7 protein-coding genes and 1 pseudogene are annotated in these 15,382 nt (G+C 33.3%); 1 reads left to right on the top strand and 7 read right to left on the bottom strand.

All coding sequences use genetic code 11. The annotated features are described in order from the left end of the window. Positions 1–261: 261 nt before the first annotated feature. From HNS40_RS20200 to HNS40_RS20170, 7 genes and pseudogenes are all read right to left on the bottom strand, one after another. Positions 262–498 carry a hypothetical protein gene (locus tag HNS40_RS20200; protein WP_172284359.1) on the bottom strand — a complete coding sequence of 79 codons (237 nt, stop codon included), beginning with the start codon at positions 496–498 and terminating at the stop codon, positions 262–264. An 89-nt stretch (positions 499–587) separates the two neighbouring features. Further along, entirely contained in the window at positions 588–899 is a 312-nt protein-coding gene (locus HNS40_RS20195; protein ID WP_172284357.1) for a hypothetical protein, read from the bottom strand. A gap of 5 nt (positions 900–904) precedes the next feature. Further along, positions 905–2,743, bottom strand: a complete 1,839-nt coding sequence (locus HNS40_RS20190) for a hypothetical protein (RefSeq protein WP_172284355.1) — start codon at positions 2,741–2,743, stop codon at positions 905–907. Positions 2,744–3,063: 320 nt separating this feature from the next. Then, positions 3,064–3,402, bottom strand: a complete 339-nt coding sequence (locus HNS40_RS20185; protein WP_172284353.1) for a hypothetical protein — start codon at positions 3,400–3,402, stop codon at positions 3,064–3,066. 1,023 nt (positions 3,403–4,425) lie between these two features. Continuing rightward, a pseudogene (locus HNS40_RS20180) lies at positions 4,426–9,987 on the bottom strand (RHS repeat-associated core domain-containing protein); the annotation flags it as partial. A 119-nt stretch (positions 9,988–10,106) separates the two neighbouring features. Then, on the bottom strand, positions 10,107–10,559 hold the full coding sequence (locus tag HNS40_RS20175; RefSeq protein ID WP_172284348.1) for a T9SS type A sorting domain-containing protein: 453 nt from the start codon (positions 10,557–10,559) through the stop codon (positions 10,107–10,109). Positions 10,560–10,574: 15 nt separating this feature from the next. Continuing rightward, complete coding sequence (locus HNS40_RS20170; RefSeq protein ID WP_172284346.1) at positions 10,575–13,085, bottom strand: hypothetical protein; 2,511 nt, start codon at positions 13,083–13,085, stop codon at positions 10,575–10,577. 379 nt (positions 13,086–13,464) lie between these two features. On the opposite strand from HNS40_RS20170, the gene HNS40_RS20165 reads away from it, so the two are divergent. Then, on the top strand, positions 13,465–15,382 hold a 1,918-nt coding region (locus HNS40_RS20165), incomplete at its 3' end, for a PKD domain-containing protein (protein ID WP_172284344.1).

The following is a 15,382-nucleotide window of genomic DNA, read 5'->3' as shown; positions in this document are numbered from 1 at the left end:
TTCTCAATATCATTCCTGAATACAAAGTGAATAGGCTTCACGAATTATTGCCCCAAAATACTAAAATGTAATCTATCAGTCCTATTGGTTTGCTAAAGGCTAGGGCTGTAGTTGGTAGTGGGGATACGGACATATAACAAAGATAGGGATTATTTGTATTGCTATACACATGGAAAACATTTCCGAGCTAACTGATTCAGTAGAACTTTATGCGCTAGTGGGGACAAATTCAATCTGGTTGGCTTATACTACGAAAATACACTAGATGGGTCTAGCAACTCTAAAACCGGTAGAGACAGCATCTGATATTATAGAAAAAATAATTACATCTCGCTCTCTGTTGTAATAGGTACATCCTTTAGCACTAGGACCTTGGTTACTGCCTCTTCGAACTTTAAAATCATATTCAGGGTCACTTGGTTCAATTGGACCCATAGGGTTGTTTTCTTCACTATGAGAATAATAGTCCTCTCCATAATAATCATAACACCATTCCATCAATCACCCCGCTAGCGCGGATTTGCAACCGACTGCAAGGAGCTCAGCGAAGCTAATCCGTGCGCCATACAACACTGCTTACCAAACCATTAAACATAAGTCTTCAATTCATGTGTTTCTAAAATAACATCCAATACAAAAGACAATTCAGCATCATTTCTAGCTGAGCTAAACAAATAACCCTCTGGTTTTTCCACAATCATATCTTGCACTGGGTTTTGGTGAATATAATTCAATTTCTCATAAAAGAACTCTGTTGTGTATATAACTTTAGCATGATTACCGCTTTGCCAATGTTTGTATTCTTGCTCTCGCTTTAAATGCTCACAAAAATTGTGCAACATAGGTAACATCCATTCTCTTCTACTTTCTGGCTCATCTTCAATTTGTTCAAAAAACATTATTCCTAGAATAATGAATTACTATCAAATATTATAATAGAACTTGAATCTTCATTATTATCAATGGTAATTATATATTGTCCATTAATGGTTGTAGACAATTGTTCAAGGTAATCTGTTGTATTGCACTTTCTAACTACAATACCTGCACTATAATCTACTACAAAAAACTCTCTTCCATTTATAAAATAAACAAATTCCTCCTTATCAGAAATATAACTGAAATCTGCACTTATGTCCCCTGGTCCTCCAGATAAGTTTGTTTTTTCCGATTTATTATTGTTTAAATCTAATATGTATTGATAACCATATTGCCCCGCATAAAAAGTCTCTTTTTTTCTATTAGCAGTAATAAAACTTGAGTTTACATTTGAACCTTGATCTAAAAAGGTAATCCTTTGGGTTGAAACATCAAATATACCGTATTCTTCTCCACCAGATTCCTGAAGAAAATATAACTTTGAATAATCATAGTTCATTTGAACATCAATAAACCATAAAGACTCATGTTTATCATCAGGATAAGAATATATAGAATCATTATTAGCACTATCAATAAATTTTAGCTTTTTTTCACTTGAAGATGTAGAACCCAAAAGAATAATTCCAAGGCCATCCTTAGTAAAACCAATGTTTATTGGATAAATGGCAGGAAATTCAGGATGATCATCCTCATCGGGCTCAATGGTCTTTGCTAATACTATTTCATTTGTTAGCATGCTTAATGTATAGACTACGGGTCTATCAATTGGAGTACTATTCATTTCACCATTAGGATATGACCCCATCATATAAATTAATGAATTAAAGGGGTTGTATGATAACTGAATAGGCGATAAATAAGGTGATAAATCATATGTGTAGAGGATAGAATCTAACTCAATTGAATAATGAATAAGTTTACTTGGATTAAACACCGCAATCAACATTTCTTTATCCTGATTTACATAAAGATAATCTGTTATTTCACCCTCAATATCAATCTTCCTATTATAATATGGAACAATAATTTCTTCCTCTAAAACAACTCCACTTTCATCAGAAACCGAAATAGTAAACGGATATTCATAGCCCATTTCAGCAGCAATAAAGTCAAATTTTATACCATGGTTGTTATCAGTATATTCATAACTAATAGGATGAACATAATTGGGCATTGCAATAATAGATTCCACTGTTATTGGCCTATTAAATAAAACATATACCGAATCAACAATATCTAAGGTTTCGTTTCCATGAATGCCCTCAAAAGATATCATCCTTAATTCTGGATACTGAATAATAACTAATTTTTGTGTGATTCCTCCGCCTTTAGCAATAATAGTATCGGTTCGGCTAAAGTTTTCCGAATTTTCTGAATAAGTAATTTCTAAAGCCAGATTACCTTGCCCTTCCAAAGCAGAGAGCGCTACCCATTCTGGATAGCTTTCAATACTCCAATTAGTATTAGATCCTATTTGAAAAGAACTCTCACCCGAAAGTGAATTAAAATACAAAGCAGTATCCGAAAATTGAAGAAATGCCCCTTCAGTTTCTAAAATAAAATTTAAACTCACGGTTTTCCCTCCTTCAACAAACACTTTCTTCTCCATACTGAGATATGGTTCCTTAGAAACCGATACAGTATATTCTTTAGCAGCAATATCACTAAAAATATAACCTCCTATTGAATCGGAACTCCTGCTTAAATCATCTAATTCTATTAATGCACCAATTATAGGTTGGTTAAATTCATTATAGATATTACCTTCAATGTTGCCTTGCTCCTCAATTCCTTCATTACCTTTTTTACACGAAAATAGTATCAAAGATAAAGAGACTATTATAAAAATATTTTGATTCATAAATCTATTTTATTTAAAATGAGGTATTATTCTAATACTAAATCGGTCAATTCAAGTATTATTGACATTTTTTCCCTAAATCATTGTAATCTATGGATAAACATCAAACTTAATTTATATCAATGTCCAATTGTTAACGAACATATTTAACATTTTAATTTCATAAAAAAATCTCAATTACAAAATGACTAGGTTCTTCATTCTAAATTATGGTATTGTAAAGCAGATCATAATAGAGATAAAAGACAATCTTTATCTTACGGAAAACATATTTTATTCCCATCTCAGAATTATTAAAGTTATCAATATTAAATTATATTTCATTTCTCATTTAGTTTAGCTAATATTCTATTGACGTATTCTTTAGTAATTTCTCCATTAATCTCTGGTGATGAAAAAAGGAATAAAACTTCCTGAAGAGACTCTGATTCAAATTCCAAATCATCTCTGCATTCAATGGTATTTGCCCAATCAATAAGATTGGTCGTCGAAATCTCATTTGCTAAATATTTATTCAAAACAATACTAAAGCTTTCTTTAAATATTGTTATTAATGGTTCACTCACATCTCTTTCATACAGAGATAGTTCCATCTGCAAATCTATAATATTTTTATTATAATTTATCAAATCCTGCAATATTTTCTTTCTGTTTCTCATATCCTATTTTGGTTTTACATGAATTATTTTACCATTTGGACCATATGTGGTTTTTAACATTCTAAAGGTTTTCCCTGTAGGATCAACCCATTTTTGATATAAAGCTCTGGAACCAGGAACTCTACCTGGTGATGTCGCTTGCATTAAAAAATTACCATTTTCAAGAGGTATTAGTTCAGCACTTGATTTAGAATTAGCTGGTATTTTTTTAACAAATCTTTTATAATTAACCTGAACATTAGGATTTATTTGAGGATTTATATTTAGGATTCTTATTACCGTTCGAAACAATCTAAACCCAGAAAAAACAATTCCTTCAATAGTATAATCCTTAGAAATCCTACCATTTTGAGGTATTACATTCCCGTTTTCGTCCAGAACTATTTCATTTGCAAATGCTGTTTCTTCTTCTTCTCCTTCTCCTTCAATATTTCCACCACCAGCATGCGATAAATGATTAAACATTAACACAAAGACACCTGTCATTGCACCATTCATAAAGCTGCCACCACTAACTCTCTCAGCAAGACCACCAGACACTGCTGCAATAAAAAACTGAGCACCATAGGCTGGTTTATTATCCGCGGTTGTAATTCCCATTGAAAGCGAACTAGCAAGCGAAGATACAAAACCTGACATAAACCCATGTTCAAATTTTCCGCCTTGTATAACTCTTCCTACTCCTTGTATTCCTCCATGGGCCCATGCTCCAACCAAACCTTTAGCAAAATCAGATAGATTTGCTTTGTCCACAATAGTACCTGCCCAATGTGTAGCTGCTCCAGTAATAAAACCACCAACAAAACCCTTTAATCCAGCCATTTGTATATCATTATAGCTTAAATCGTTTTGAATAGCCATTCGCGTGGCAGCTTCATAGGTCATTATTGCGGTGATACTTCCGGCCATTACCCACATGGGACCAGCAGCACCCGCGGTCATAATTGTTGCAGTAACTCCAACTGCAAATGTAGCCATATGATACCAAGATTTAAAACCTAAATGTGGAATATGTCCACTTGGGTCGGTATAAGTAAGAGGATTATTAAGAACGTAAGAATATCGATTATAGCTTTGAGAGTTATTAGAAAACGGAATGATAGGATCGGCACTAATAAACCTTCCAATAATTGGATCGTAAATACGACCATTCATATTAACTAAATTGAAGATATCAATGTGCTCATGACCTGTAAATCCATAGTTTTCACCTGCTATACTTGGATCATTATAAACTTCCCATGTTATGGGGTCGCGTCTTTGGCCCCAAGGATCATAACTAAAAGTTTTTAATTCGTTGGTTTCATCATTAAAAGTGTTTTGAACTGAGCCCAAATGGTCTTTAAAGAAGAATATCATTTCATCTGATTCAGTGGTTTTTTCATAGTGTGCCAAGATTCCACCATCTCCTCCAAAAATCCTATAAATCTGCTTTACTTCTCCATTAACCTCTTCTTTTTTATATATGTCGCTCACATAGGTAGTAGTTACAGTTGGATCATCGCCATTCTCAATAATCTGTTTAATTCTTTGTCCTTTATTACCATAAAAAAGATGTAGTTTCTTCTCTGCATTATCTCCTTGCTCAATATATTTAACTTTATTGAAAGACGTGTATTGGGCATTTTGAGCTATTTCATTTATATCTCTTTGATACCCTTCAATTTTTAACAATTTGTTTCCATTACCATCTTCTTCATAACCTCTGTAAGTCCCAACATCTGACTTATATATTATGTTTCCAACCTTATCATATTGTATTGTGGTTATCAAATTATCTCCAATAGTTTGCTTTTCCAATCTATTTAAATCATCATACACAAAAGTTTCTGACATTCCTGTCAGGTTATTGGTTCTTGTTTTTATATTTCCAATATCATCATATGAATAAGACATATTTTGAACATTTGGGGTGTTAATATTTTTTATAAAGGAAGTTTTATCGTAATAAGTATAGCTAGTTTGATGATTATCACCAATAGAAACATTTTTAAACTGGCCTAGTGCATTTACCTCATTAAGTTTCCATAAAATATCATTTGTATTACCATTCCTTATTTTCTTTAACATCCCATTTTTAGCGTATGTATATCTCAATTGGAAACCACCAGGGTAGATTAAATATTTAGGCCTACCATAATCATCAAAAATATGTGAAGTTTCATAGTTTTCATTTTCACTTTTAAAACTTGTGATCTCTTTTACAAGTCTTCCTAGTTCATCATAGTAATAATCGTTAAGCTCATTATACCCATCAATAGAAGATAGCTGACCAATACCATTTTCTTTCTCATCATAAGTATAATCAATTCTCCCTTCGAGTTGAGTTGTGTAGTTTACTCTCCCTAATTTATCATAAAAAAATTCAAATTCATTGTTTTCAGCATCTTTCTTATAAGTCACTTCACCAAATCCATTGTATCTAAACTCAGTTTCACCCAAATCTAAATCTGCAGTTTTCTCAACATTACCAAACAAATCATAATAGGTGAAATATTCATTCAACTCGGGATCTGTTACTTTTTTCACTCCTTGGTTATTTTCGTAATTAAAAGAAAATAATAATTCGCCATTCTTAGCATCAATTGTTTTTATGGTCTTGCCTTGAGAATCAATTGTTGTTGTTATTTTTTGTGTTTCTGGATTTGTTACTGAAGATTCTAATCCTTTAAATTCATAGGTTATTTTTCTTAGGTTTTCCTCATCCAACGATGGCAGTATTGTAGTGATTATTCTTGACAAAGCATCATATTCATATTCAGTCCAGTTTACTTCTTCTGGACTAGTAATTACATAGTAGGGATCAGATTCTTTTGCAAGTTGACCTTTATCATTGTATGTATAATCTTTATAAATTTTGTTTTCATTCAGATCATAAGCGACCTCTCTAAGTAAGCGCCCCTTGATATCATAAAACGCTAAATTTGGTGTTAATCCTGAAACTTGTTGATAGGTGTAATAAACAGCTGCAATTTCATCATTGTGCTCAGGAGCATCAGCATGTCCATCTACCCATCTTTTAACACTGTGTTCCTGCGTACCATCTGGATGTTGTATCTTTTGCAGCTCTCCAAAACTATTATATTGATAGCTAGTGGTCAAACCATTGGGTCCAGTAGTTTCAATATAATTCCCAGAAGCCTCATCATATATTTTAGTCATTTTGTGATCGAAGTCATTGATATATTCTAGTATAAACCTTCCTTTAATATCGTAAGTAGTAGTTAAAGTCCTCGTGTCAGGAACATCTGCAGCCTTTTCAGTTGTTTCTTCAATATTACCATATTGATCATAAAAGTACTTTTTTGAATACTCTTTTGCATGACCTTCCTCTAAAATTTCTTTTTTTAATAATCCATTTGGATAATATTCATAAGAGGAATTTCTAGTTTGCGTAGAGGGTGCATCGTATTTTAGAATTTTCTTTACTATAGTAGATTCATCTAGCCTTCCTAAAATATATTTATCATTCTCAGTATAATTATCATATGTACTGGTTAAAATATTTTCATACTCAGGCTCTATAGGAACATTACTAGTAAACTTGGTGCCTTCTTGTGTTTTTGCAATCAAAGTATTCCCATATTCATCAAAATCAGCAATCTCTGTTATGGATTTAGACCATTTATACCTTTTATTATCTGAGGTATAAGGATCACAGTGAATTGTTGTACTAAGTGTATTAACTGGGATAATGATTTTTTCATTAGTCGGGGATACAATAAAATCAATTTCATTTGTAGTATAAGAAATTAGTTTTTCTTTACCCGCGATACGTATAGATGATAAAGCTGCAGTATCAAGCAAGTACTGATAATCTGAATTAAATGCCTTTAAAATTACATTAGAAATGTTTTGATTATTATCGATTGACTTAAATGTCTGAAAACCAAGAAAGCCCCTTCCTTTTTTATGAATCAATGCATTAGCATATTTATAAGAAGTACTACTATTCCCAAAAACACTATTTGTTTTCACATTAGAAACTACCATAAATTGCCCACTCAAATAATTAAGTTGACCAAACTCAAGATTATCTGGACTCCAAAAAGAAGATTTGGTGTATACAATTTTATTAGTAATTGAATGATATATAACCGAAATGGAATCATTAAAACCATTTTTAAAGGTTTTAATCAATGGCTTATTATTTCCAATTAGAAAGAGATTTTCCAATTTACGAACACCTTGTTCCTCAATAACTTCATCTATTATGATGTCTATCGAGCCATTGGCATCAAAATCACCAATTAGAAACTTATCATCTTTATGTACAGTAGCATCACCAAGACAAAGCTTAGGTATCAAACCACTCGAACCGTTATTTATCAGAATATTGATAAGATTGACTTCTGGTGATAGCATATCTGGATGATCTACAATAATAAAATCAGGTTTATAATCAAAATTATAATCCCAAACAAATAGTTTTTTAATTGCCCTTCCATTATCATATGATAAATGATTTACATATTTTTCACCATCGGATAACCAGATATCAATATTTGTCTCACCTTGACATATAATATCTGATTTTCCATCGGAATTATAATCACAAGAGAGAAAATGATCATTATTACCTATAATATTTTCAAAATTGAAATTTGGATCCACAGCTAATAAATTGTCATCATCTATATGTAAACAAAAATTGTCTTTATGGATATTATAATAGTCATCAACATCAACAATCATTTTAAAGCTTTGAAAAAGCCTTTTTGCGCCATTTCCTGAGATATCAAACAGGAATGCTTCACTTTCAATAGTTAAATAAGGTAATAACCATTCATCTAAACTTACGGTGTTTTCTACTTGCTTACTAATTGTATTCTGAAAAGTAAAAGTCTTGGCTACTTTATCAAAAGTGTAATAGTGGTATCTTAGATTTATTTCATTACCAGTTTTGCTGTATTTATATTCATAATTAATGATTTCTACTTCACCATCCCCATCAAAATCATCAATAATTAAATTTGTTTCAGAAAGGTCTCCCTGATAATTATGGTCAAAATCAAAATCACTTTTGATATCAATATAATGTTCAGCATCAATTTCGAAATAGGATATATCTTGAAAAGAGTTTCCAGGTTGTCCAAAAATTATATTATACTTATATTCATCTTCTGGATTTAGATAGGTGAAAACGATATCAGGAATTCCATTTCCTAGAAAATCGGCAAAATTTACTGCAACAATTTTGTCATCTTGATTGTTAGTATGCGTAATATCATACCTATAATATTCACTAAAAAGATTGTTTTTGGTATTCTCCAAAATAACAAATTCATCACTTTCAGCACCTTCAACCACAATTCCTAAATCTGTGTATCCATCAGAATTAAAATCGAAAGGAACTCTAAACAACTCATTTTCAATATCAAGCGTATAATAGTTTTTCGCAAAAGTAAATTCACTTTCCTCTTTATCCCAATCAAATACTAAAGAATTATAATTCTCAGTGCTAGTGCTCTCGTCAATCTTTTCTAAATAATTATCACCATACTCATCAGTCTCATATACAAACTCATATTTTCTATATGTTTGTTCATTGTATTTTGATTCTATTAAATCCAATCTCTTAGTATTTATTGAACTACCTGAATTATCAAAACTTGTTTTAAAAAAGTATTTATTTTGATTAGAGACGTTGCTATAAGTAAAATCAATAGAACAATAGGGTTCTAAAACAGGATTACTGTCATCATTACCGGTATATTTAATTTTTGATATATGGATTTCACCGGTATTTTCATCATTTAAATATTCATATTCAATGTAATTTCCACTAACATCAATAATCTTATTTATATAATAAGCCAACGGATAGTTTTTTACATTAGGTGACAACGAAGATAAAACTTGCTTGGAATCGTCAGTTAATCCATATTCTTTTGTTAATCCAGATTTTGTTTTTACTATAAAGTGGGTTACATAACCATTACTAGTATTTAAATATCCTATTACTTTACTTTGATCATTTATTTCTTTACGAAACTCAATATACTGATCAATTTGATCAATTTGAATTAACCTCGCACCATCAAGACTATACGAACAATCGTCACCGATTACTAATGAGATGTTTTCGCCATCATGATACTCAGTTCTCGCTCCTCTAACAATAGCCGAAAGACCATTTACTCCCCATCCTTTTCCCATATCTCCCACTGAAGACTGAGAGCTATAACTAATACCGACTTCAGGGCTCATCCCATTTGTCCCAGGCGGCATATCAATTCCAACAGAATAGGTAGCGGCACCATTTTGGCTTACTGAAAACGAACCATTTGTCCCAACAATACCATCACTCCCAACTTCTCCACCTGGCCCTCCAGTTTCTCCTCCTTCTGGGGGGAATACCAAATAAGGATCTATTTCTGCAATAAATTCCTTTCCTGCTGCAGCAGTAAAATTAAAACCAGATGATTCATCAGATTCAGGCAAGCAGTTGATATATTCACTTGCCTGATAATATTTTGTGGTTTGTATTGTTTTGTCTAGGTTGAAATATTTCGCTTGTTCTTGTGCCTTAGACACTAAAGTACCCAAGAGTATAATTGTGATTAGAAAATATATACGTTTCATTTGATTCGTTTTAATGGGTGTAAGCGATCGATTACTTTTCCCGAAAGAGGTTGATTTGACAAACTCTAAATTATAATAATTGGTTTTAATGCAAAGTCAATGAATGGATTGTCGTAAATCTAATCCTTCAAAATCTTCCAAGTCTGCTTTTCCTGATTCACATTGATTTCAAGTAAATACAAACCGGGAGCATAGTTTTTAAAATCGAGTCTATTGTCCGACGATAATTGTCCTTTATCAATAAGCTTTCCTGAATTATTGTAGAGGGCATATTCTCCTATTTCCCATTGTTCAGCTCCTGTTACTTCTATGTTTAACCATTGCTTAACAGGGTTAGGAAAAAAACTAATTTGGGTCTCCCCTAAGCGATCATTAACCGAGAGTTGTTCTTTTAAAACATCCTCCTTATAATCTATGGTGTCGGTTTTGAGTTCACTTTGCTTCATATTTAACAACCTACGAATTGTTCTATTCCCATTATCATCGTAGATATATTCTATATCGTTCTGAGCTGTTAAAGAATTCGAAAACAAACACACAAAACTTATTATAATGATAGATATCCATTTCATAATTCTAAGTTTTAATTATTGGTTCGACTTTTCTTTTAAAGCATCTATTTCTTTTTGCTGTTGAATCATCAGCAAAGTCAATTCTTCTATCTTCTGTAAAAGAATCACATTCATGGCTCCTAAATCGAGCCCATCCTCTTCTATTTGTGCTGCAGAAGGAACACCTGGCAGGTGTTTGTTTTCTTTTACATAATCCTCAACTTCAGAGAGTATAGGGAGTTGGTATTCATCAGCAAAAACATAATCAGGCCAATCACCATCCAATAAAGTAACAACTACTTTTTTACAGCCTAAGGTTCCATTAACTGACAAGGCATGCCCTGGTTGAACAGGAGTATTAATACCCATTCTACCATTTAGATGCAACTCAGTACTGTTGAAATAACCAGTAGTTTCATCTTTCCATGGCCGAATAGTTAAATGCATTCCTTCAATTGTACCTAGGCTTTCTGAACCACAAGACCAAGAATAGTCTGTACCATGGTTTGAATTATAAAATTGTAGTGTACTAGTTGACTCTCCTCCTATTGCATTAATTTTGTAATCAACAGGGTAGGTCATATCCGACTCAAAACTTTCAAACTGAAAACCAGGTGCATTGGCACTTGGTTTTATATGTAGCGATGCCTCTGGTGAATCTGTTCCTATTCCAACGCTACCATAATAATAAGCTTCACTTTCATCACCACTCCAAATACCAACACCACTTAGTGTTCCAGGGTCAACCCAAGAAGCATTTCCACTTGCATCAGATTGTAAGATTTTGCCATCCAAAGCACTTCCGTTTGTCATTTGAAAACCAGTAGTTTTTGTGGTGCCTTCAAGAATTAAGTTACCAGAACCATCAATCTGAGCAACAGGGGTATTACCACTTTTAAAAACAAAACCTCTATTTATGCCTGAAGTCATTTTAAAGTACATATTATAATCCGAAGTGGCATCTAATCTCCCACCATAAGTCCCATCTAAGGTTCTAGACATATATATAGAATAGGCTGTAGTATTCCAAAAATTAAGCCCATTTCCATGGCCTGGTCTTAGTGAGTATTTATTACTCTCCATTCCTACCGTTGAACTAACAGTACCTTCCACATCTAATTCTGTATCTGGAGAATCCGTTCCAATACCCACACGATTATTAGCATCAATAGTAAAAATAGGAGTTTGTGTTCCCATTGGAGGTGGCTCAATCCCTTTACTTGTGCTATTTCTTGCTATCTGAAAAATGCTACTAGCCTCTTCTCCAAATACTATTTTATTGGTGCTTCCTAGCATTTTGATGCCATCTTCTGCAGTTATGGTTCCTCCTACAATTAAAGTTTGGCTTATTTTTGTTGTTCCGTCAACATCTAATTTTGCACCTGGAGTATCTTGTCCGATACCAATATTATCATTTTCATCTATAGTAAATGCAGAATTAAGCGTGGAAAGTTCACCATTTTTTATCTGAAACTTACTTGTTGCACTTCCTCCAAATTCTATGGTATTTATTTCTCCGCGTAATCTAATACCTCCTTCAGACAAAATCTTACCTTTTGTATGCAATGATTCTTCAGGAGCTGTTCCTATCCCTACATATCCTACTGTTGGCTCTCCATAATAAATATCTTTAGTACCATTTACTACCTCCCATACCCCAGGAGTTCCTATTCCTCCGCCGGAACCAAAATCCAAATTATTTTGCATATATGTTTCTAATAACGCAACATCCATTTTCTTCAAAGTACCATCATCACTAAATAGAAACTGATCAGTTGGGCTAATCGTTGATTCCATTAAATATTTCTGACCTTTAATTAACCAGTTAATATCTATCCTTTTTAGTTCTACTCCATTTGAATAAATAATTTCATCTGTCGGATTAAACTCAATTCCATAATCGTGTCCTTTTATCGCTTCCACGGTTAAATATGTTGCACCATCACCATCAGATTCTACTTGTCCACTATGATCTGGGTGAGTATAGGAACCTCCCCCACCACCTGTGGCAGCTTTCCAAACACCTTTTCCATTTTCATAGGTCAATACATAACCATCATTTGCCATTCCAGATAACACAAAACCATCAACAGTTAATGTTCCGGCTACATCTAAAGTAGATCGTGGTGTAGTAGTATGAATCCCAACATACCCATCATCTAGTCCACTCACACTAAAAGGCTCTACAAAAAACGAAGGTTTTTCCAACATATTAAAACCCATCATTAGTGAGTTTGATGTGGTGTTGGTAAAATCAACCCATTTTACTTCTTTTAAAAATCCACTTCCAATAATCCATGCATTATATGCAGAGGCATTTACATGGTTACCCAAAGCAAAACTACCCATACCCGTGGCTTCTGAATAATATCCAGCTGCCATGGAATATGTTGATTGTGATGTGGTATATTGACCAATAGCAGTTCCTGTTGAACTGCTCCCAATAGTATTGTTTGCACCATTGGCATCAGCAGGTTCTGTGATCTGTGCAATACTAAACGAAATTGTAGATAAAAGGAATACACCTATGAATAGGATTTTTTTCATAATAGATATTTTTAAATATAGATAAATACAGAATTGACTACAAACATATACTCTAATTTTATATATTACAAATAAAATTGAAAATATTTTGGAAATAATTACCTAAATATTGATTTTATTAGGCTTTCAAAAGGTTAAATACATCCTCTTTTCTTATACTTAATACCAATTTTAACAAAAACGTAACCCTACAAAATGAAGTATTTTGTCTTTTTTTCAAAAACCTGTAATATCAAGGCTTTAAAAATATATTTATCACTATAAATCTTTGCTATTATGAATTAAATGCCTTCAATTTGTTAATTTTTACTATTTTTGGAGCCTAAATCATTGCATGACCATATCAATATATTAAGAATAGCATGATCAATCTATCCATATGAACAACAAACTAACGGCTTCAAAAACTAGTATTACTAAAATAAATAACCTTATATTTGTATTATCAACTTTCTTCCTTGATCGTCTCAAAACCCTTTTCTCATCACTATTCACTACCTGTGCAAAACTGTTACCTACTCATTATTTTTACACTGAGCGTAGTCGAAGTGCACTATTAACTGTTAGCTGTTCACTATTAACTATTATCCTAACCCTCTCCCCCTTAAACTCCACCGCCCAAAAAGAAGCCCACAACTGGTACTTTGGAAATAATGCAGGGATTACATTTAATACTGTTCCTCCTTCTTTATTGCCCTCAAGTAATATGTCTATAGAACACGGAAGCACTACTTTTTCTGATAAACAAGGAAATCTACTCTTTTATACCAATGGAGACTTTATTAGGAATATGCACAGAACACCTATGGAGAATTACACAACGTCCCATTACTTTTCCGGCGCAATTACAAACTCTTTAAGCATCCCATTTCATAATGATTCAACTAAGTATCACCTTTTCAATGTATCTACAGGAAATTCCAAGTCGAACAAAACCAATTTTGGATTGTTCCATAGCATAATTGAACCTTATTACAATAACGGCATTGGGCGTGTAACCATTAGAGATGATTTTATATTCGGAACCACCTACGAAAAAATGGCCATTACCAAACATGCCAATGGAAAAGACTGGTGGCTACTTATTCATGAATTTGCCAGTAACAAATTTCTAAGCTTTTTAATTGATGAGAATGGTTTAAATTCCACACCTGTTATTTCAGAAATAGGATATACCATTCCAAATATTGAGAGAGTAACAAAAGGCTATTTAAGATTTTCTCCAAATGGGAAATATTGCGCAATCGCCTATCCTTTTGAGTCAGACATAATGGAATTATTAAAGTTCAATAACGAAACTGGAAAGCTGAGCGATGTTCTTACTTTTACTAATTTCCAAGACCCTTTTGGGCTTGAGTTTTCTCCTGACAATTCCAAACTATATGTTACTTCAGTACTACAGGAAGAACAAACTCCACCTGATACAATTTTTCAACTCGATATTTCTTCTTATAATCTCCAAGACATTTCTAACTCCAAAACAATGATTCATACTTCTGGTGACGAAATATATGATCGGCTTGGAGGTTTACAAATGGGACCTGATCAAAAACTATATTTTGCTATATTTTATGGAGATTACATTGGAGTCATCAACCAACCGAACCTAACAGGTCTGGCCTGTGATGTAAATCACAATGGGGTATATTTAGGAGGAGGTTCAAATAAATGCGACAAAGGCTTACCTTTCTTCCCACAGAATTATTTAAACCCTGCCGATTTCAGCTTTATTAGCAATTGTGCTGGAAACCCTATCCCTTTTACTCTTACCAATTCAGACAATATCACTTCGGTATCATGGGATTTTGGTGATGGCGAAACCAGCACGGAAACCAACCCTATACACACCTACAACAATCCAGGTACCTACCAAGTCCTATTAGAGGTTGTTTTCAATGGTACAATATATAATGATTCAAGAAACATTGAAATCACAGGAGGCCCAATCTTCACCATCACCCCATCAAGCCTAGAATGCGAAGGCGAAGACATGCAATTAAGCGCCCCCACTGGTTATAGCTCTTACGAATGGTCAAATGGTGGCACCACAGCAAGCACCACAGTAAACAGCAGCGGCACCTATACTTGTATTATCAATGATAATGGAGGATGCCTTAGCAGCGAAAGCTACGACCTTGTAATGAACCAACCGGATAATGTGAGCTTTACTAATCCCAATGCAGTATGCTCAGGAGAAACAGCAGTAGAGCTCAACGGTGGATTACCCACCGGAGGAGTCTATTCAGGAAGTCATGTGAGCGCAGGATATTTTAATGCCCAAGCAGCAGGAATAGGGA

This window comes from Lentimicrobium sp. S6, assembly GCF_013166635.1.
Lineage (GTDB): Bacteria > Bacteroidota > Bacteroidia > Bacteroidales > UBA12170 > UBA12170.
Note: the sequence above shows the minus strand (reverse complement) of the source record. Positions and strands in the feature narration are given on the sequence as shown.

Excerpts from the sequence above, each read along its gene's own strand:
- HNS40_RS20200 (WP_172284359.1), bottom strand. The coding sequence starts at position 498 with ATGGAATGGTGTTATGATTATTATGGAGAGGACTATTATTCTCATAGT.
- HNS40_RS20195 (WP_172284357.1), bottom strand. The coding sequence starts at position 899 with ATGTTTTTTGAACAAATTGAAGATGAGCCAGAAAGTAGAAGAGAATGG.
- HNS40_RS20190 (WP_172284355.1), bottom strand. The coding sequence starts at position 2,743 with ATGAATCAAAATATTTTTATAATAGTCTCTTTATCTTTGATACTATTT.
- HNS40_RS20185 (WP_172284353.1), bottom strand. The coding sequence starts at position 3,402 with ATGAGAAACAGAAAGAAAATATTGCAGGATTTGATAAATTATAATAAA.
- HNS40_RS20175 (WP_172284348.1), bottom strand. The coding sequence starts at position 10,559 with ATGAAATGGATATCTATCATTATAATAAGTTTTGTGTGTTTGTTTTCG.
- HNS40_RS20170 (WP_172284346.1), bottom strand. The coding sequence starts at position 13,085 with ATGAAAAAAATCCTATTCATAGGTGTATTCCTTTTATCTACAATTTCG.